The organism is Desulfosporosinus metallidurans (genome assembly GCF_001936615.1).
Classification (GTDB): domain Bacteria; phylum Bacillota; class Desulfitobacteriia; order Desulfitobacteriales; family Desulfitobacteriaceae; genus Desulfosporosinus; species Desulfosporosinus metallidurans.
Genome location: NZ_MLBF01000037.1, coordinates 19,542 through 39,963, shown reverse-complemented (window position 1 = coordinate 39,963; position 20,422 = coordinate 19,542). Strand labels below are relative to the sequence as shown.

The 20,422-nt window shown below is 40.3% G+C and carries 18 protein-coding genes and 1 pseudogene; 18 read left to right on the top strand and 1 reads right to left on the bottom strand.

The window, feature by feature from the left end; genetic code table 11:
- Nucleotides 1-33: 33 nt before the first annotated feature.
- Nucleotides 34-345: a helix-turn-helix domain-containing protein gene (locus DSOL_RS18165; RefSeq protein ID WP_009624140.1), complete on the bottom strand. Its 312-nt coding sequence runs from the start codon at nt 343-345 to the stop codon at nt 34-36.
- A gap of 160 nt (nt 346-505) precedes the next feature.
- On the opposite strand from DSOL_RS18165, the gene DSOL_RS18160 reads away from it, so the two are divergent.
- The 18 genes and pseudogenes from DSOL_RS18160 (at nt 506) to DSOL_RS18080 (ending at nt 20,271) form a co-directional block, all read left to right on the top strand.
- Nucleotides 506-1,063, top strand: coding sequence for an SLOG family protein (locus DSOL_RS18160; RefSeq protein ID WP_235838882.1), 558 nt, complete (start codon nt 506-508; stop codon nt 1,061-1,063).
- Nucleotides 1,064-1,136: 73 nt separating this feature from the next.
- Entirely contained in the window at nt 1,137-1,955 is an 819-nt protein-coding gene (locus tag DSOL_RS18155; RefSeq protein ID WP_075366225.1) for a C39 family peptidase, read from the top strand.
- Between the two features lie 44 nt (nt 1,956-1,999).
- A complete protein-coding gene (locus DSOL_RS28080) occupies nt 2,000-2,149 on the top strand; it encodes a hypothetical protein (protein ID WP_170871553.1) in 150 nt (49 codons plus the stop codon).
- Nucleotides 2,127-3,209: a hypothetical protein gene (locus tag DSOL_RS26835; protein ID WP_235838881.1), complete on the top strand. Its 1,083-nt coding sequence runs from the start codon at nt 2,127-2,129 to the stop codon at nt 3,207-3,209. Before DSOL_RS28080 ends, DSOL_RS26835 begins: the two co-directional genes overlap by 23 nt.
- Before the next feature lie 35 nt (nt 3,210-3,244).
- Nucleotides 3,245-3,502 (top strand): annotated as a pseudogene (locus DSOL_RS18145) (helix-turn-helix domain-containing protein).
- 422 nt (nt 3,503-3,924) lie between these two features.
- A complete protein-coding gene (locus tag DSOL_RS18140; protein ID WP_235838884.1) occupies nt 3,925-5,289 on the top strand; it encodes a PIN-like domain-containing protein in 1,365 nt (454 codons plus the stop codon).
- A 41-nt stretch (nt 5,290-5,330) separates the two neighbouring features.
- A complete protein-coding gene (locus tag DSOL_RS18135) occupies nt 5,331-5,660 on the top strand; it encodes a hypothetical protein (protein WP_075366223.1) in 330 nt (109 codons plus the stop codon).
- 188 nt (nt 5,661-5,848) lie between these two features.
- Complete coding sequence (locus DSOL_RS18130) at nt 5,849-6,709, top strand: hypothetical protein (RefSeq protein WP_170871552.1); 861 nt, start codon at nt 5,849-5,851, stop codon at nt 6,707-6,709.
- 90 nt (nt 6,710-6,799) lie between these two features.
- Entirely contained in the window at nt 6,800-7,093 is a 294-nt protein-coding gene (locus DSOL_RS18125) for a hypothetical protein (RefSeq protein WP_075366221.1), read from the top strand.
- 976 nt (nt 7,094-8,069) lie between these two features.
- Complete coding sequence (locus DSOL_RS18120; protein WP_075366220.1) at nt 8,070-8,429, top strand: hypothetical protein; 360 nt, start codon at nt 8,070-8,072, stop codon at nt 8,427-8,429.
- 786 nt (nt 8,430-9,215) lie between these two features.
- Nucleotides 9,216-9,584: a hypothetical protein gene (locus DSOL_RS18115; RefSeq protein ID WP_075366219.1), complete on the top strand. Its 369-nt coding sequence runs from the start codon at nt 9,216-9,218 to the stop codon at nt 9,582-9,584.
- A gap of 14 nt (nt 9,585-9,598) precedes the next feature.
- Nucleotides 9,599-10,141, top strand: coding sequence for a hypothetical protein (locus DSOL_RS18110; protein ID WP_075366218.1), 543 nt, complete (start codon nt 9,599-9,601; stop codon nt 10,139-10,141).
- 393 nt (nt 10,142-10,534) lie between these two features.
- Entirely contained in the window at nt 10,535-12,559 is a 2,025-nt protein-coding gene (locus tag DSOL_RS18105; RefSeq protein WP_075366217.1) for an AAA family ATPase, read from the top strand.
- Between the two features lie 5 nt (nt 12,560-12,564).
- The gene (mcrC, locus tag DSOL_RS18100) at nt 12,565-13,626 is read left to right on the top strand and encodes a 5-methylcytosine-specific restriction endonuclease system specificity protein McrC (protein ID WP_075366234.1); all 1,062 of its coding nucleotides are present in this window, start codon (nt 12,565-12,567) and stop codon (nt 13,624-13,626) included.
- 289 nt (nt 13,627-13,915) lie between these two features.
- A complete protein-coding gene (locus DSOL_RS18095; RefSeq protein WP_075366216.1) occupies nt 13,916-14,926 on the top strand; it encodes an RES family NAD+ phosphorylase in 1,011 nt (336 codons plus the stop codon).
- A 268-nt stretch (nt 14,927-15,194) separates the two neighbouring features.
- Nucleotides 15,195-15,956, top strand: a complete 762-nt coding sequence (locus tag DSOL_RS26830) for an abortive infection family protein (RefSeq protein ID WP_083642718.1) — start codon at nt 15,195-15,197, stop codon at nt 15,954-15,956.
- Between the two features lie 167 nt (nt 15,957-16,123).
- Nucleotides 16,124-17,644: a site-specific DNA-methyltransferase gene (locus tag DSOL_RS18085; protein ID WP_075366215.1), complete on the top strand. Its 1,521-nt coding sequence runs from the start codon at nt 16,124-16,126 to the stop codon at nt 17,642-17,644.
- A 2-nt stretch (nt 17,645-17,646) separates the two neighbouring features.
- Nucleotides 17,647-20,271 (top strand): DEAD/DEAH box helicase, encoded by a 2,625-nt coding sequence (locus tag DSOL_RS18080; protein ID WP_075366214.1) that lies wholly within the window; start codon nt 17,647-17,649, stop codon nt 20,269-20,271.
- Nucleotides 20,272-20,422: the final 151 nt, after the last annotated feature.

Genomic DNA, 20,422 nt, shown 5'->3' with positions numbered 1-20,422 from the left:
AGCAGGCTGTATATCTCATGCAGCCTGCTTTTCTCACTTTGTCTTTAAGTCCTTAATAATAGCCAGAAGATGCTCCAACTGACCATCGTTTAGCTTCTTTAACTCATCAATTAAGTCATTTAATTTTGTCGGAAAGCTTACTTCGTCATCAAAGAAATCCTTTGGAGGGACATTCAGATATTCGCAGATATAAAAAAATCCTGTCATGGACGGCAGCGACTTTTTGTTCTCAATTTTATTGATATAGCTTTCGCTTTGACCTAAAGACAGGCTCATATCCCTTGCGGAAACCCCTTTTTGTGTGCGGAGCCTAGTTAATCTTTCGTAAAACAAATCCTCATACATTACAATTCACCACCTTGTATATATGATTATAGACAATACATCGGTTCATTATACGGAATTACAGCATATGTTTCTATTGACATAGGGAAATGTATTCCATATAATGTAAGAAAATATATGCCTTAATTCCTTATTATTATGAGAAAGGTGGTTGCTTAAAATGACGATGCTTATTAAAGAAGCCAATATAAGGCCTGCCTGCTGCTTTGCGGGACCCCGCCCACAAAGCCTTCCCATTGGGTTCGACGAAGAAAACGCCGGTTGCCTGCGGTTGAAGCAGGTACTGAAGGAACAGGCGGTCTATTTGATTGAAGCTTTGGGAGTTACTCATTTCATGTGTGGTGTTGATTTAGGTGTCGGCCAGTTTGCCGCAGAAATCGTCCTTGACCTCAAAAGAGACTATCCCGAAATTACCCTGGAGTGCGTTATTCCCTGTGAGGATCAGGCGGCAAAATGGACGATAGGGCAGCGTGACAGGTACTTTTCTATTGTGGAACGATGCGATAAGGAAACCCTTTTGCAGCGTCATTACACTAAGGATTGCATCAAAAAGAAAAAGGAATACATGGTCAAGCAAAGTAATTATGTGCTTGCGGTATGGAACGGCAAACCCGGCGGCGCGGGCAACATCCTTGCTTTTGCCCGCACCCTGGGAAAGACTGTGATTCTGATTGACCCCAATACCTTTGAAGTGCGAACTGATTCTAATAAACACTAGCGACACAGCCCAATGAACCGCAAAGGCGCTCCTCATTATAGGAGCGCCTTTTAAATGGAGGTGATTTGATTTTATGGCAATTGATCCGGCAACGGCAAAGCTTCTTGCCCAGGCGGCCTTAAAGCTTGCCTCCGATGAGGAAGCAAGAAAAAGGCTGCTGATTATTATTCTTACACCCTTGCTGTGTGTAGTTCTCATCCTGACGGCCTTCGTTTATATCCTTACCCACCCGCTGGAATTTTTGGGTGAGTTTTTCGATAGCCAGGCCATTACCGAGGTCGAGCGGCTGCAAAACGACTACGGGATGTACCAGTACCTTGCAGCAACGGATTATGAAAGCGGCGTAACCTCCTATAAGGGCGTGATTTTCACCGATGGAGTTACGCCGGTGGTCTACTACAACCAAGGAGCTGAACAATATAAAGACAAGCCTTACGGGACAGACAACATCGGCGGGTATGGCTGCGGTCCTACCGCAATGGCTATGGTAGTATCCAGCCTGACGGGTAAAACAGTTGACCCTGTGGAAATGGCAAAATGGTCTTATGATAACGGGTATTGGGCTCCCGGCGGCGGTTCCTATCATTCCCTTATTCCGGGCGCAGCGAAAGCCTTTGGCTTGCTGGCGGAAGGCTGCCCGGCAAAGGAAACGCAAAAAATCGTTGATGCACTGTCCTCCGGTAAGCTGGTGGTCGCCCTGATGGGCAAAGGGCATTTTACGTCCAGCGGGCATTTCATCGTACTCAGGGGCGTGACCGCCGGGGGAAAAATCCTGGTGGCGGACCCGGCCAGCAAAAAACGCAGCGAACAGGCGTGGGATTTATCTATCATACTGAATGAAGCCCATAAAAGCGCCGAAGCGGGCGGCCCATTCTGGATTATATCGACATAACAAGCACTTTACTTTGGTTGAGTATTTTAATACGGAGGTAGACAATGAATAACCGAAAAAAATTGATTGAATTGTTTATCTATGTGCTGATTGTGGTAATCGGGATCATCCTGCTCTTTACTGCAAATCTCAAAAAGCAGGAAAACAAGCCCTATGACGGAGGTGTGAGCGTTGCAGCTGTATCTTTCGAGTAATGGGAAAAGCGGACTGACCGACTTTATGGAAGGGCAGGAGCTTGTGATAAAGAAGCTCATCGGCAGGTTTTCCTTGAAGCTTTTTGCCGCAAAGGACATCAGGAATTATATAGGCTGCAAGTATTTCCTTGTGGATGTTTCCTGTATAGAGGAGCAGCTTGATGATTTCATCGTTGCCCTCCAATCCATGCAAATGATGCTCAATGTGAGAATCATCCCCATCCTGTCGGATATGGTAAATGCAGACGCCTATATCGGTAGGCTGGTAGATATCGGCGTAACGGATATTGTGACTGCCGATAGCATGGATGGCATCAGGGATGAGCTTGCCGAGTGTCTCTCGGAAGATGGTATGCAAAAGTATAAGCGGCCACAGGAAAGCCTTATGCAGGATATCGCTCTTCCCGAAGCCTTGATACCAAAAGAAATTGTCAAATACAGGTGGGACGCCCGAAATGTGAAGATTGCCGTTGCCGGCACACAGCGGCGCAGCGGCGTTACCGTCACCGCCTTTAACCTGGCGGCTTGGCTCATTGCGCGGGGGGCTTTCGCCTGCTATGTGGAGACCAATACCAACCGGCATTTGAACTGGATTGTCAATATCTATGATGCGGAAAAAGACGGAGAAGCCTATCCCGTCGGCTGTGTTGACTGCTATTTTACCAATGAGCTGGATAAAGACTACAACTTTATCATTTACGACTGCGGGGAAATCAAAGAACCACCCACGATATTCAGGGAGGCGGACATCCGTCTGCTCTGCGGAAGCATCCTGCCCCATGAGGCAAAAGACTATCTGCAAGTGTTAAAGGCTTGCAAGAATATGAACATCCATAAATTGGGTTTGTGTGTACCGAAGCCTTTGCAGGAATTTTGCAGGGAATCGTTAAGCGAGGATATTTTGATAGCGGAAGCCTCCCATGACCTGTTTGAGAACAATATTAACGGACATATCTATATGCCGATGGTGGAGCGGTATACTGAATGGCACCAAGTTACTGCTCATCTCCCCCGCTGTTCGAGCATAAAGGGTTCACGATTTCGGGATCTACAGGAATAGGAACCACCGCTGCGCACAGATTAAGGAGGGGTGCAATGGGATACTTTTGATCACTTTATGCATCAGAGCTTCCACATCGAGCTGTTACTGTTTATATGTACTTGCATGATCGGGCTGACAAGGACGGCAAGTGCTATCCGGCGATTGGTACCATCGCTACAGAACTGAAGCTGTCACGGAGCACCGTAAAAAGAGCCGTCACAGATCTTGAAAGGACGGGACATCTTCGCAAGGAAAATAGATGGCGGGAAAACGGCGGCAAAAGCAGTAACATGTATTATGTGAAGCTCTGAAAAAACTTACTTTTAAACCAAGGGGGTGGTATGCTCATTTGATGAACTATAGTAGAGTTCACAGTGAGCTATGCAGTGAACTACCCACTCTAAGAAATAACCTAACATCAGATAAAGAAACAAATAGTCATATTACTAAGTTATATGACTATTTGCTAAGGGATCAAAACGGTTAATTGGCTATAAAAGCTGGTTTTATGCGATTTTCAAGAGATAACTTAGCATAACTACTTTCTCAAAATCTATCGAGCCGATCCGACAAACCGAGGCACATTGGGAGGAAATGAGGGAAAGATGTGGAAAGTTCTTTAGATGTGAATATTCATGGGATTTCGGGTATATAGCAACCCTGGCGTGGCAACAACATAAGCCATCTTTAAGACCTGGATAACCATTTGATGGGGGTGAATATTTTGGCATATATGGACGCGCAAGTTTTTAAAAGACTTTGGAGTGAAGCCATCATTTCGTTAGACACATCTGCCTTAGTGTTTCTTCAAGAGTGCAATGTTGAGTTAGCTAAGTGTGTAATGGATACGCTACTGTTTGTGGAAAAACGGATATGGATATCGAATCATGTGGCTGCTGTGGAAATGAGTAAAAATTTTGAATATAAAGGCGATAGATCTGGAGCACTTGGAAGGCTTAATAAGTTTCATAAAACATTGGATAATAGTGTTACAAAAATGAGTGAAGTTTTTAAATCATTGTCTAATGAACTTTACGAAGAAGGCCATGGGCTATTAGCTGATGTTGTTTCATCTGTTGATATGAATGAGGTGTTTTATGATTTATTATCTGATTTTAACCAAAGGATGGATTCGTCTACTAAAGAAAACCGAGAATTCTTGCTATCGGGTTTGGTGCAAGTGTTTCAGAAATCTATATGTTCTAAGTCTTCATCAATTTTAACAGATGAAGAACTTAAAAATATACAATCAATTGGTGCTGCAAGATATTCAGATAGAATCCCTCCAGGGTACTGCGATTGGGATAAAGATAGTAATGAGTTTGGTGATTTGATTGTATGGCAGGAAATAATGAAAAAATCACATTTAGACAAAATACCGATGCTATTCATTACAAGAGATAAAAAGGAAGATTGGTTTAAAATAGAGCATAAAGAAATTATTGGCGTTAGAGATGAGCTAATCAATGAAGCCAAGGAAAGCGGCGCTGAAATATTCGTCATCTATTTCAATGACTTTGTTCGAATGAGCTCTGAGCTTGTGAGTAAAAATGTGGAGGCACTAATAGATAAACTTGATCGTGAGGATGGGTTGCTTCTAGAGATAGAAGATTATCTTCATGAAAATATATATGGTGAAATCCAAGATAAATTATCAGAAATTGCTAATACGAATTGTAATTCTGATTTTGTTATGGTGGATACAGTTCAGGGTGTTGAGATTACAGACAGATCATATGAGATTTTTGATGATTATGTTGTGATTAATTGTCGAGTTGAGTTTGAAGTTTCAGTCGATCATAACTTCCATTATGATAGTAAAGAGCCCAACATGGAGTTAAGTGGCGATGTGTTTTCTCAGCTAGATGCGAGAATTAGCATCAATTTACTGTCAGGTCATCATGATGAAGAAAATAAAACGTTAGATATCGACTCAGTATCAATTGAGTTTGATGATGTTGAAGTAATCGACTCATCAGATCCATTTGGACATGAAGATGAAGATTACGAAGAACCTGAGGAATTTGAGCACGAAGAACATGAGGATTACGAGTATGAGGAGTCTGAGGAATTTGAGTACGAAGAATATGAGGATTAAAAATACTATGAAAGGGAACGTTTATATAAAGGAGTGGCATTGTGGCTTGCAACATTAAGTATGATATTGCTAAAGAAATAGCAAAAGTTCCGGATGAGTTAGACCGGATGTATAAACGTGTGAAAAGCCTTTATACAAGTCTACTAGGAGCGGAAAATTTTCGTTTTGATGTTTCACAATATTCTTATGAAGAACAAAAGCAATTTATAAAATTGGCTATTTGTCTAATAGATTCAGAAGAAAACCTTATCGGTGAAAAATCATTGGGGATATATCCAAATAGAAAGTTAATATCTAATTTGAACAAATATAATACTGACTTTAAGCTAGACAAACTTGCTAACGAGTTTTATTGTAAGATACCGCAGTAGGGTGCTTTCATCCAGTATACAACGAGGGCAAGCTTTTTGTATCCTTGCGGAACACAAATGCTACTTCAATTAGAGAATTAAGACAATTATCATCGGGGTTTGCCGAAAATTATAAAAAGATATCAGGGCACATATTTGAGTATCATCGCGAATGCACAGAGGGTAATGATGAATTAAGGGCTTTAGGAATGGTAAATGCAAAAGAAGATATGCAAGTTTTCATGCTTACAGAAAATTCATATTCAGACCTTTTTTTACAAGCCATTATATACCACATTCTTACAAACAAAGCAATTAGTAAAAGAGTTGATTTTTTGTCAGAGGTTCTTGATTTCGTGAGTAAGGCTTCGAATGAAATTATGCCGCGTACTATAAAGAAAAATAACATATTTCAGGATTTTGCCAATTGCATACTAAGTATAGGGCAGAGAAATGAGAAAAGGGTAAATGTTAGTATACATGAGTTGCTAAACCAGCAAATGTTGGAGCCTATTTATCAGAAAACTGTTCATGAAAATTTCGACTGTAAAGGCAGATTTATTTGCGAAATAGACGGTAAGAAGGATTTAATAAACATAATTTTGGAAGGTAAACGTGAAAAGTATGAGAGATTTAATGAGCGGTTTTCACAATGCGCAGCTTTGTGTATGGTGTTAAACATAAGTGCTGGGCGCCAGTTATCGGCTGATTATTTGCAACATATGAAAGTTGTATACCGAGAGATTATTGAAGATGGGCTGAAGTATAATGGCACGAACGCTCACACTATGGTTAAAAAAGTGGTGAATAGTACTGGAGTGGCCACGTTCAATTCCATTAAGGAATCTATGTTTATAAGAGAAAAAATTAGCCGTGGGCTATTTAGAGAGTGCAACTTGATCGATGAATACATACTTAAAAACAAAATCCAGAGCATTTACTACAATACTCTGTTGGAGATATATGACAAGGAAATTATATATGGGATTAAGGACTCCTTCATAATGTATCTTAAAAAAATAACCGATATGATGATCGGATTACTTTATAAAATTGACGAATACCAATAATGGGTTACCCCATTTTTTAGATTTTTGACTCACATGACGTACCGCACCAGAGTTTGTATAATCAAGATACTAACGAAGGAGGTATTTCAAATGAAAAAGTGCATTGAATGTAAGTGTTTAGAAAACCTTGTACCGATCTTTAAACGAGGTTCCAACAATGGTACAGCGGAAGATTATTCTCGCAAAATGATCTGTGAAGATTGCCTAGAGAATTATGAGGAATACGGTAGGTGCCCCTTGTGCCAAGATGAAGCGGCGTATCATGAGCGGGATCTTATAGACGGATACTGTAGGGAGCATTATGACGAGGTTACCCCTTACGATGAAGAGGAAGCTGAAGACAAGAGAAGCTATGCTGAATACCTAATGGATCCATCTCATTAGCCAAACGACTAAGGAGGTGATCAGAATGTCCATAAGCGTTCAATGCCTCAATGCATCGACGATCTTTTGACTTCAAGGTATTTTTTTGTAGTCCAGTATATTTTATGTGGACATGACTTTCTGTTGGCTATCTTTGCGACTTGCTATTCTTGGACGTTAGGCCTCGCGTAGGCTAAGGGCCTTGTATACTGAACTGTGCTTGAAGCACACTGCTATTCTATCTGGGCGAACCCGCCGGGATAGCGTCTTTCCTAACATATTTGTATGTATATATTTAGGTTACCAGTATCGCTACCATGGGACGATGGTACATCCAGTCCATGCCGTGGCATCGCTGAGGTGGCTGTCTTGGTCAAACCTGCTCGTGAGAATATGGACTAAGTCGGACACAGAAGTAATTTGCCAGATGGTTGTCTGGCATTTGTTCATCTAGGATAAGGTCCAAATAGGAGCCAAGATCTTGAAAAATAGAAAGCTCCGAAATAAGATGGAACTTACTTAACTTGATGGATCAGAGATAGAGTGCACAATTGAATAGGAATATAAAATACGGCTGAGGTTACTCTGTTGAGACTTCGGCCGTTTTTTATTTACACCAACTACCAGATTGAAAGTGAGGTTCTTATAATTAGGACAGTATGTTGCATAATTGAATATATCAGCATTTTAATGGGTAATCCATCTAAGTATATGCCGTATGAGCACATTTCTGGTAAGAATGTGATAGTAGATTTTTTTAAGTCGAGTAACCTTATGCCTATTTATAGGACGAGACTTTTTCACAAGTAAACTAGCATTCAAAGGGGAGCAATTTATAAAAGAGGTAACAAATTCCTATGATTCTAAACATCCGGTTTTAATAGGAACAACGAATGCTTCCCAATTTGATGTTTCACATCAGATTAAACGAAGGATCTACTATCTGGGGGTAAATAATGCTTTCGATACAAAACGCAAGCAAGAAGCCGAAGAATATTTGAGTCAAATCATGGGCGCCTCAGATGAATTACTCTTTGCTGATTTTTCGTGGAGAGTGGCTCAAATTATTAATAACAACGAAGATTTTTATCAACCGAATGATTATCTCTATCTCGCTCGAAAAATATTTAGAGACTATTACCGAGAAGCGAAATTGCCAATCCCCGATTGGTTCCCGGTTGGTATTTTTGATGATTATAAGGATCGTGGTCGTGTAATTTGGAAGGAATTATATGAAACTCGTCAGAAACATTTCGTTCAAAGAAGAGGCAATAGACTATCGGTTGATATAAGCCAGTTTAGTACTGGTGATAAGGACAAACAAGGAAAGATAAATTATCTGCACCAGATTGTGTAATAGAAGATAGTCACGTAGTGGTATTAAATAGCAAGGAGTTTTTCAACTTTATTAGGGTTAATCCCCCTATGATGGATAGAATAAGGCGGCTAATTAATCCCTAATAAAGGCCAAGTCCATGGGCTTCTATTAGAACGATAGGTTATTGATAGGCACGTCGAGATCATTGTCTCAACAGAAAACCAAGCTAAAGGCAGATAGTGGTTTCGGAGTCTGAGTTATATTATTAAACAATTTACTAGGACTAGCTACTGTCTGGGAACATGTTTGTAGGGCTTAGTTTAGACATTTTTGAGGTATGGCAAGCGCGCCGGAACATATTGTATATGATATGATTCCATCAGAATTGTTTTTTTCTGGCGTCAAAAGGGAGCCAATGAACTAGACTTGAAGGGTCAGATCATTTTGATATGATCTGGCCTATTTGATTCTGTCTGCCACTCTTGGATTATTTTGCTATCTCGGAAGGAAGTTAAAGAACCAGAATTGAGTCAACATTTTTTTGTCCCATAGACGAGTTAGAATAAAGATAAGAGGAGTAAGGCTAAGTCCATTGGATTGTGTCTCCTGCAGATTTGGAGTTCATTGATTGAGGATTGTCAAAAGGAGTAAAAGTATGTAGATCAAACTAGCGGTATCCCCGATGATTCGTCCTAATTTGTATATTTTGGATTAATTCTATTACCTTGGAAGGACAAACAGGAAAGATGTGGAACCTTAAAGTTAAGAACAGTGTCAAATTGAAATTTCAAAGAACCCAGATATCATTGAGCGAGGTGATCTATTTTGAAAATCAAATTATACTGGCCATGCTGTAACTTTCCGAGAAAGCAACAAGCGGATGAGGATATAGATTCGTATTGGGTTGAATGCACATTTGAAGAAGCAGAGATAAATGTATTTCCACATTTATCTCTCGTCCAAATAGAAATAAGCAAGAAAAATTGGGAACCAAAAGAAAATGATTCTGTAGATATCGGGATCGATACTAATTCTCTTTGCTATCTTGTATCAAAGGATTTACGTTCGATAACCTCATTTCCATGGTATTATCCCTATTCTGGTCAGTGGAACGGCTATAGTCCATTCGAAGAGATGAGAGAAATAGAAATAAAAGATTTGAAGGATGTATCCAGCATACTCAGAGGACTGTAAAAGAGGTGTTAGGTGTGGCAATAATATACAAGAAGTGCACTAAATGCGGGTCAAAGAATTCAGTAAAAATAGACTGCGGTATGCCAGGCTATGAGCGTTCCAGAGAGGCTGAAGCCGGAAAAATGAATCCAGATTACTCCTGTAACGACTGTGGACATGAATGGAATAGAAAGCAAGCTATGGACGAGGCTTACGGAAAAATAAAGATCATCAAAGCATCAGTTGGCGGATACTTCGGTGGCTATTATGACGTGACAGTTGATTTCGATAATCTTCAGACCACTTGGAGCTTCAATGAAGGCGAGACACAGAAAACTAGCAAGAGGTCAATACAGGTTTCTACATCACAAGCTTTTATAGAGAAATTAAAGATGGTCAATCTGCTGAACTGGAAAGCCAATTATACAGAGGTTGGTGTGTGTGATGGCACTCATTGGAGCGTTGAGATTTTCACAGTCGAGAGAACTATTAAAAAGTATGGCGACAATATGTTCCCGCTGGAATGGGAGTTGTTTTGTAAGTCGATTGGACGAATAACGAATAGAAAGTTTCACTAATCAAGTGATTTGAAATGAAGAATGTTTATGTATACGACCAGGAGAACACGTATGCACGGTTTGGTGAGTCAGGTTAAAGGTAAGTGCTCTTAAACTGAAACAGGTTCATTATATAATATTGCTATTACCGTGGCTAATTTCCGTTTAGGTGGCAGTTGGCATGTCCCAAAAGGTGTCAGAGAATAGGTCTCTTTCATGAACGGTCGGATCGTTCTGATATGGTCTGGTCATTTTTGTTTTTAACTAGATTACTTCCGCGATCTTAGAAGGATAACGATGAAAGAGGTGGAAGTTTTGTGTAGAGGCGAATTATTGGGGAAGTTAGAAAATTCCAATGACCGTAATTTGTTGAATGCAGTAATTAAAAAAATTTACGTAAACGGAGGCTTTTAAATGTTCTTTTTTTTCTTTAACGATTATCTAGAAGAAATCCGCGAAGCGGCAGAGAGCACTAATATTAAATCAATCATAAACAGTGAGGAATACTATTTTCAAAAAGCACTCGATAAGTACAATGAGTTCAAGCAACTTGTTGTTGAAGATACTATCTTGGATAATTTGATTGCACAATCAAATGAAAAACCATTTTCATTTGAAAAATTACTTGAGAAATCTCAACTTAATTTGCAAGAATATAAAGTCCTGAAAATAATTGGAGAGTTAGTAAGCTATATTGATAAAAGCGCAGCGATGAAAAATAAATTCAATGAATACGATGACAAACGGACAATGGCGCATACTTCTGTTAGACAAAATATTTGGCTGCAATCTTTTTTGAAGTTAAAAAGAGATATTAATCTTGATGAATTACCCGATGGTGTAAAAAATGCAATTAGATATCTACTAGAACCGGATAAGACTATATCTGTTTTTTCAGATAAGAGAAAAGAAGAGATATTGGATTTCATTTTCCAGGGAAAAGACGGTGATTTATTTGAGTGTATGCACGAAATTGGAATAAGATCTAAAAATCCTATGAACGATGGTTATGTATATTCAGCAATTTTACATTCGGAAAAAATACGAAAGTTGTGGGAAGCGGATAAAAAAGAAAATACGTTGATAATTGACCATCAGAAAACTTGGGCATTTGCTCCAGGAGAAGATGCCTATATGTGGGATGAGTTTATAGAGAAGGGTATTATGGCAATCGGGTGGGGGAAAGTCAGTGATTTAAAGAAGTTTAATACTAAAGATGAAATGAAGGAACAACTCAAGATTGCATACGGAACACAAAGTAATCATAGGAACAGTGGCCTTGCATTATGGCAATTCTGCAATGAAATCCAAATTGGTGATAAGATCTATGCGAAGGTTGGTATGAAAACTTTGCTTGGAATTGGAGAAGTTATTTCGGATTACGAGTATGATGATAACACAGAAGAATACAAGCATGTGCGTCATGTCAAATGGCTTAAAACAGGAAGATGGGAATTATCTGAAAAATTTGCCATAAAAACCCTGACGGATATTACAGACTTTGAAGAGTTTTGTGAAAGTCTTGAGAAGATTGTAAACGAGTCTGAACCTTCCAAAGATGAAACTGCTGATGTAGCTGAAGCGATATATGAACTCTATTCCAAACAAGACTTTTTATCAGACGTATTTATCAGAGATGACCAATATGATACCCTATTAGTACTTCTCCAACGAAAGAAAAATATCATATTGCAAGGTGCACCTGGTGTGGGGAAAACCTTTGCGGCCAAACGTCTTGCATACTCGATCATGGGTGTGAAAGATGAAGAACGAGTCAAAGTCGTCCAGTTTCATCAAAGCTATTCCTATGAAGATTTTGTTATGGGATACCGACCAGATGACAACGGTTTTTCTTTAAAGTTTGGCGTTTTCTACAAATTTTGCAAACACGCTGAAACCAATCCGAATAAGCCCTATTTCTTTATCATTGATGAAATAAACAGGGGTAACTTAAGCAAAATTTTCGGTGAACTCCTTATGCTCATAGAAGCGGATAAGCGCAGCGAGAAAATAGTGCTGACTTATTCGGATTTAGAGTTTTGCGTGCCTGACAATGTGTTTATTATTGGGATGATGAATACAGCCGACCGTAGTCTTGCTATGATTGATTATGCTCTGCGTAGACGCTTTAGCTTTTTCGAACTTGAGCCCGCTTTTGGAGTGAAAATGTTCGAACAATATTTGCTGGATAAAGATGTTGATGCCGTCTTAACTAAAAAAATTATTACAAAGCTCAATTACTTAAACAATAAAATTGAGACTGATCCGAATTTAGGTAGTGGTTTTCGTATCGGGCATAGTTATTTCTGCGATTGTGAAAATATCAATAGCGGTTGGTACGAAACAATTATTAGATATGAAATTGCTCCATTGTTAGAAGAGTACTGGTTTGACGACATCGAAACGGCAAAAAGTTCCATAGATGAGTTGCTTAGGTGATGGACATGACTGAAAGTCCCAAAATACCGATCAAGAACATTTATTACATGCTTTGCTACGCATGGAATACGTTGCAGCAAGCAGATGACCAAATTACTGGAATTGAAGAGTTTGATAATATCTACAATTTACTGGCAAAGGTAATGGTTAGTGGAATCAATAATTTGCGTAAACGTGGCTTCCATCGAGAGTATAAGGAATATTGTGAGGAGTTATCACTAGTTAGAGGTAAAATTGATGTGGGGAAAACAATTAAACGCCAATCGTTAAAACGTAGGAAAGTGATTTGTGACTTTGATGAATTTACCAATAATGTACCATTCAATCAGATACTTAAGACAACCCTCAGTACTTTGATAAAATACCCTCAACTTGACAGAGTATTGAAGAATGAGCTTATTAAAACAAGGTATCACTTCTCAGATATTGATGAGATAAGGCTGACAAATAATTCATTTTCGTTTCTTAAATACAATCGCAACAACATCCATTACAAAATGTTAATGAATATTTGCGAACTGCTTTATTACGGACTGATAACGAACGAAAAGGGCAATGCCGTGCGGTTTGCAGATTTTATTCGGAACGAACAGATGGCGATCCTCTATGAAAAATTTGTCTTGAATTTTTATAAGAAGCATTTGCCCCGTAGGGATTTTACGGTTCATTCGCCCAAAATTTCATGGAGTATAAGTAGCGAGTACAATCACATTGGCTTGGAATATCTACCTGAAATGCGAACGGATATTGTTCTTGAAGACAATATTAATCAAACACAACTAATTATTGACACAAAGTTTTATCGCTCTGCCTTTGGAAAGAGAAACTACAGTGAAACAAATAAGCTGATTTCAAGCAACTTGTATCAAATTTATACATATATAAACAGCAGCGATTTTCATGGAGCAATTACAGGAATGTTGTTGTATCCGACAAATGGAGAAGAACTAGATTTAGAATATCTTATTAGTGGAAAAATTATTCTGGTCAAAACCTTAAACCTTAGCAGCAATTGGGAGGACATATTCAGTAGGCTGATCGAGATTGCTAATATCAGACGATATTAATTAGGATGAATTTTGGCAGCGTTTACTATCTTACTTCTAGGTTCGACTCTCGCCTTCGAACCGTGCATTATGACACGGCTCCTCCATCACGGCGAACCCCGTCGGGGTGATGTCTTGCTAAAACATGTTGGTGGGGAGATTGGAAGGGGTCATCTGAATTATTTGCCAGATTGATTTGATGTAAAATATTACAATACTGGTTCGGTGATATCGCCGCTTTAGAGGTGTTTGCAACTATTTAGGTGAAATGAATCGCTAATTTGTTATTAACAGAGAGAGGATGTTATAAGTGGATCCAGATGATTTTTTACCTACACTTAATAAGATTGCCCAGAGATATTTTCAACAAGTTCAAAAAGAAGTAAGTTATTGCCCGACCTGCCAACCTTACGATGGCGGTGAATACATATGGATACTAGGAGAGGAAACCACACTTGAGGAGATTTTTGATGAACTTGATGTTCCTGAGAGATTTAGGGGCGATATCGCTAATCATATCACCTGTGATAATTGCGGAGCATCAAACTTCGAACGGTACGATATAGTCGGCAAAGCGGATCACTTTGATTTAGAAACGCAAGAAAAAAGTAGACTCGCAGAAAGGAAATATGGACGTAAGATAGATGAGCTTCAGTCACACTTGGATAAATATCCTTCACTTGCACTTACTACTGCATTAGGAAGGAAGATATATAAAGAAATCTTAAGAGGCAATGTACCTTCTTTGTCTCTAAGTGGAAAATGGTATCGAGGGAGAACAGCTTCATCCTCTGAAGTTTATGAAAGTAAGGATATGCAAGCGCCTCCTATAGGAAGGGCTAGAGATGGGCGATATCACCATACTGGTCAAAGCGTTCTGTATATTGCCGATTATAGGGAGACTGCTATAGGTGAAGTTCTTGAGGAATATTTTAAACCTGGTCTAGTCTGGATTCAGGAATATGAAATTGGTGGCATTACTAAAATTCTCGATCTACGAAGTGATTGGAATAGAATCGGAATGACAGAAAGTGAAATATTAGTAGCATTATTATCTAGACGTTTGTTGGACCAAAAAGTTCAAGATAGAAAAAGCAATTGGAAACCAGAGTATTTTGTTACACGCTTTATAGCAGATTGTGCACGGTTGGCAGGCTATAATGGAATATCGTACTCTTCAACTAGATATTCAGGAGATAATGCGATTATATTTGATGTAACAACAACACTTATTAAGCCAGTTGGTGATCCCATGATACTTGTTCACAAACCTAGTTTCAATTATAATGTTGAATTTACAGAGCCATGTTTTCCGTTTTAGACAATTCGTAGTTAGGCCGTTTTGGAATAGGCGGAGTGTATAGTCAAAATTGGTGACTGCCAGAACGTCAATGGAACGCGCTGGTTTTAGTTTCCCACAGAAAATAAACAGCAGTTTTCGAAGATGTTTTGGAAGGAATTTAAACGAAAACTGTAGAAAGTCAGAGAGTGTGGTTGTGTCGCCTCGTAAACCCCGTAGCAAGTAGGGACCTATGGGGGATAACAGATAACTTGCGTTTTTCTTTATAGTATCTATAAGGGGTGAGAGAATGATAGACCCAGGTATCGAGAAAGTATGTAAAATTCTTATTCGACGGGAAAGGGCTGACTTAGCTGACCAACTCCAAAACTCTCACTCGGTAGTTGATGAGTCTTCTACTTACGGCAGTTACTCTTACTCGACTATCAGTTCGTTTGATATTTTTTCACCAATTGAAGACTACGAAAAACTTGTAAAGATTAGTGATGACGAACAGAAAACCTTATTAAATGCGGTAATGTTAGTGTACCCACCTAAAGATAATTCCCCAGAGATTAGGTCATTGCGATTCTTCGTTGATTTTGATCTTGAACCGATGCACCATATCGACTGTAAGGGACTTAAGGAACTAGGCTTTGATTACATAAAAGAACAAATGCAAAAGTGTGAAGTGAAAATTGATAACAGTGACTACGATGGTGCAATAACCAATGCTAGAACACTGGTTGAAAGTGTTTGCCTGTTTATCTTGGAGGAAAACAACGTTTCGAGTGACTGTGATGGTAATCTCATTAAGATTTACAAAGAAGTCAACAAAGTTCTTAAAACAGACCCGAGTCTTTATGAGGAAGAATGCTTCAAACAAATTCTGTCTGGAATGGTTTCAATAATTAATGGACTTGCTAGCCTTAGAAATAGAATGAGCGATGCACACGGAAGATCAAATGCGAAGTACTATAAACCAAGCGTTAGACATGCAATACTAGCTATGAATAGTGCCAAAGTGATATCGGAGTTCCTATACTCAAGCTGGAAAAGCAAACATTCGTGACAAGATGCTACTTTAGGCAGGCAACCCACCCATCTTGTCAAGTCACAACATTTCTGGCGTGACGATTTAAGTGGAAATAAATATTCCAAGTGGATGTCTAAGGTTTGTGCTAAAATGTTAATAAATAGAAAATCGAAGGCAAAAATCATAGAAAACGAGGGAACGCAATGCCAATCTTACAATGGCTTAATAGAGACAAACATATCCGAACTACCGAGCAGGTTCCCTATCGGCTATTGGAACAGCAGGACGAATATTCATTTGGCGACGCAAGCACATCGAATATGCTGATACAGGGCGATAACCTAGATGCACTCAAAGCATTGTTACCTTATTATGCGGGTCGGGTAAAGTGTATTTTTATTGACCCCCCCTATAACACCCGTAGTGCGTTTGAGCATTACGATGATAACCTGGAACACAGCCAGTGGTTGGGTATGATGTATCCGCGTCTTGAATTGTTACGCGACCTGCTGGCGGAAGACGGTAGTATCTGGGTTACAATTGACGACAACGAAGCTCACTATTTAAAAGTGATTATGGATGAGGTTTTTGGGAGAAAAAATTTTGTGGTTAATGTGGTTTGGCAGAAACGTGTATCGCCAGCTAATGATGCAAAATATTTTAGTTCAGACCACGATTATGTTGTTGTTTATGCTAAGAACCGTGAAAGCTGGTCGCCTAATAGATTACCTAGAACAGAACAACAGAACGCTTATTACAAAAATCCTGACAATGACCCACGAGGACCGTGGAATTCAGTAACCTATACAGGTAATAAAACGCGTACTGAACGGCCTAACCTGTACTACGGCATAAAAAAACCAGTCACAGGTGAAACTATTTGGCCGCCGGAAACCCTTACCTGGCGATATGGTATGGACAAACACCTTCAAAACGAGGCTAACAATCTTTTGTATTGGGGCAAGAATGGAACTTCAAAAGTGCCTCGATTCAAAATGTTTCTTAAAGATGCCGAAGCTATAGTGCCGAGAAGTGTGTGGAGCGCAAGCGATTGTGGTAGTACCCAAACCTCAATGACTGAACAGAAAAAACTGTTTAGTAACGCCTTTGGAACACCTAAGCCAGAACTTTTGTTGCAGCGAATTCTGCATATTGCTACGCTCCCCGGTGACTTTGTATTGGACAGTTTCCTTGGTTCCGGTACAACTGCTGCTATCGCGCACAAAATGGGACGTCGTTACATCGGCATTGAAATGGGCGACCATGCTGTGACACATTGTGTTACACGCCTGAAAAAGGTGATTGAGGGCGAACAGGGCGGCATATCGGAGGCTGTGGGATGGAAAGGCGGAGGAGGATTCCGGTTTTATCAGCTTGGCTCGGCGGTGTTTGATGGCGAGGGGCGGATCAATCCACAAATTCACTTTGCTCACCTAGCCGCCCATATCTGGTTTTCTGAAACTCGTACAGCACTTCGTAGCGAAGCCCTTAACCCATATCTTGGTACCTATAATGGGACAGCCTATTACCTTCTTTACAACGGAATTTTGGGGGACAAGCGCCCAAACGGCGGCAATGTGTTGACTTCGAAGGTTCTGTCCTATCTTTCCAGCCATGACGGGCCAAAGGTGATTTATGGTGAAACCAGTCGTCTAGGAAAGGCTCGTCTCAATGCCCTCAATATTATTTTTAAGCAAACACCCTATGATGTAAAGGTGGGTTGAGAATGACAAGAATACCGCTAAAAACATACCAAATTAATGCACTGGACAGTCTGAAAACCTATCTAGAACAAGCTCGTTTTCTCGGAGCGAAAGTTGCTTATGATGCCCATGAAAAGCCTGGCGTCGTGAACAAGCGTGCGTTTAATTCATTGCCCGCCTCGCTCGATAATGTCCCATATACCTGTCTTCGCTTACCGACCGGCGGCGGAAAAACCCTTCTTGCTGCCCAATCGGTTCGGATAGCATCAGAAAGTTATCTAGAAAGGGAATTTCCGTTGGTTCTATGGTTGGTTCCAAGTAATACTATTCGCTCGCAGACACTGGAGACCCTCAAGACCCCAGGCAATTATAATTACGAAACTTTACGAGAAGCGTTCAATGGCAATTTTATGGTTCTGGATATAACAGATTTCACACAAATCCGTCCCCATGATTTAACGAGTAAAGCTGTGATTGTCCTCGGCACCATGCAAACGATCAAAACCGAAGAAGCTAACACGGATTCGCGTAAAGTATATGCCCATAATGAGAATCTTGAACCGCTTTTTAGTAAAATTCCTGTCGGGTTTACCGGCTTTGACACGATCAATAACGGTGACGACCAAGGGAAAATTCGATTCTCTTTTGTTAATCTTCTGCGGATGTACCGCCCTCTTGTTTTAGTGGACGAAGCTCACAACAATGTAACTCGTCTAAGCTTTGAGGTGTTTGAGCGTGTCAACGCTGCCTGTGTTGTTGAATTCACGGCAACTCCCGCTTCAAATAGCAACGTGTTGCACAGCGTTTCTGCGATGGAGCTTAAAGCCGAAGAAATGATTAAACTTCCCATTGTGCTGACTGAACATAAAACGTGGCCTGAAGCGGTACGGGACAGTATTTTGCAACGCAAACGGCTTGAAGTTTTGTGCGGAAAAGAGACGCAATATATTCGCCCAATTGTTCTGTTTCAGGCCGAAAATCAGGGCCAAGAAACCACTTGGCAGGTCTTAAAGGAGCACTTGTTAACAAATGAAAATATCCCAGAAGAAAAAATCGCAGTAGTCACAGGTGATCAGCGAGAACTCGACGGAATCAATCTATTCGATCCAAATTGTCCGATTGAGTTCATTATTACAGTGCAGGCATTAAAAGAAGGCTGGGACTGTTCTTTTGCCTATGTGTTTTGCTCCGTGGCAAATATCCATTCCGCCAAAGACGTTGAACAAATTTTAGGTCGTGTTTTACGGATGCCCTACGCAAAGCGACGCAAAAATGAAGTATTAAATCGCGCTTACGCCTACGTATCATCGATATCTTGGCCCAATGCTGTCACGCAACTTCACGACCGTCTTGTGGAAAAGATGGGCTTTGAAAAAGAAGAAATTGACGAGAGCTTGGAACCCCGTCAACCTAGCTTTGACTTCGCAGACGATCAACCTTATGAACCGTTCCGTCAGCCCGATCCGATTGTTGTAATGCTGTCGCAAGAAGTAGATTTAAGCGACCTTCCTGATACAGATAAACAAGCCATCGTCATGTCAAAATCCGACACGGGTGGGATGATAGCCACAGTCGTGAGTGCTATAAGTTCCATTGCTTTGGAGAAACTTGTTTCCCATGCCCAAGGAAGTCAAGCTGAAACCAGACTTAAATTGCATTTACATCAATCCGCCACACAGCGTGCAATCGCTCCCGTCAATCGTGGCGATAAATTTATCATTCCTCAATTATGCCTATTTATTGATGGTGAACTAGAATTACCAGACGATGAGATTTTTCTTTATGCCGCGGATTGGAAACTAATTGGCCCAGCACAACTAACCGAGACAGAGTTTTCGTTACAACCAGATGGTATGACTTTTGCAATTGATATTTTGGACGGGCATGTCCGTCAATCTATCGTAGCCCCCGCTGAACAATTAAACCTTGACTTTGTGGATACGGGATGGACAGTGAATGAATTGTCCTATTGGTTGGATAAGCGCCTACGCATGCCAGATGTTCCACAGCCACAAATGCTGGAATTTATTCGTTGCACCGTTGCCTCTCTGGAAGATGAGCGAAAAATACCACTTACGGCCCTTTCACGCGGGCGTTTTCTACTGCAGAAGGTGCTGAATAACAAAATTGGCCGATTGCGCCAACAGGCAAAACTACGTGGTTATCAGATACTTTTATATGGGCAGTCGCCAAATGTCGAAGTTTCCTACAATTACAGTTTTTCCTTCGAACCTAATGCGTACATTCCCCCTCGTCAATATCACGGAAAGTATGACTTTAAGAAGCATTTTTATCCAAGTATATTCGAAATGAACGGCGAAGAAATGGAGTGTGCCTGGGCTATCGAAATGCTGGGAGATCGCCTCCGATTTTGGGTGAGAAATATTGAACGAGATTCCCGCTCATTCCGCTTTCGAACTTCAACGGATTATTTTTACCCCGATTTTGTGGCCCTCCTTGAAGATAAACGTATTTTAGTCGTGGAATACAAGGGGGACTTATACAACCCCCAAGATGTCGGAGAGAAGGACAATCTTGGACATCTATGGGCCAGAGAAAGTCAAGGCAAGGGCGTCTTTCTCATGGCGTGGAAACAGGACGATCAGGGTCGTAACGTCTATCAACAATTGTTGGCGGCTTTAAGCTAAAGCTTCAATAGTTAATCTGATCATAGCCTCAAAAAAGGAACTGAGTCTTGTTAGTTGGTTGGGTTCATACCACCACAAGGGTTGGAAGTTAATGTAAAGCGATAAGATGGGGGCAATCAATATTAGGACACTTGGAGTAATTTCGAAAACT

Excerpts from the sequence above, each read along its gene's own strand:
- DSOL_RS18155 (WP_075366225.1), top strand. The coding sequence starts at position 1,137 with ATGGCAATTGATCCGGCAACGGCAAAGCTTCTTGCCCAGGCGGCCTTA.
- DSOL_RS26830 (WP_083642718.1), top strand. The coding sequence starts at position 15,195 with ATGATAGACCCAGGTATCGAGAAAGTATGTAAAATTCTTATTCGACGG.
- DSOL_RS18165 (WP_009624140.1), bottom strand. The coding sequence starts at position 345 with ATGTATGAGGATTTGTTTTACGAAAGATTAACTAGGCTCCGCACACAA.
- DSOL_RS18130 (WP_170871552.1), top strand. The coding sequence starts at position 5,849 with ATGGTAAATGCAAAAGAAGATATGCAAGTTTTCATGCTTACAGAAAAT.
- DSOL_RS18080 (WP_075366214.1), top strand. The coding sequence starts at position 17,647 with ATGACAAGAATACCGCTAAAAACATACCAAATTAATGCACTGGACAGT.
- mcrC (WP_075366234.1), top strand. The coding sequence starts at position 12,565 with ATGACTGAAAGTCCCAAAATACCGATCAAGAACATTTATTACATGCTT.
- DSOL_RS28080 (WP_170871553.1), top strand. The coding sequence starts at position 2,000 with ATGAATAACCGAAAAAAATTGATTGAATTGTTTATCTATGTGCTGATT.
- DSOL_RS18085 (WP_075366215.1), top strand. The coding sequence starts at position 16,124 with ATGCCAATCTTACAATGGCTTAATAGAGACAAACATATCCGAACTACC.
- DSOL_RS18160 (WP_235838882.1), top strand. The coding sequence starts at position 506 with ATGACGATGCTTATTAAAGAAGCCAATATAAGGCCTGCCTGCTGCTTT.
- DSOL_RS18140 (WP_235838884.1), top strand. The coding sequence starts at position 3,925 with ATGGACGCGCAAGTTTTTAAAAGACTTTGGAGTGAAGCCATCATTTCG.
- DSOL_RS18105 (WP_075366217.1), top strand. The coding sequence starts at position 10,535 with ATGTTCTTTTTTTTCTTTAACGATTATCTAGAAGAAATCCGCGAAGCG.
- DSOL_RS18125 (WP_075366221.1), top strand. The coding sequence starts at position 6,800 with ATGAAAAAGTGCATTGAATGTAAGTGTTTAGAAAACCTTGTACCGATC.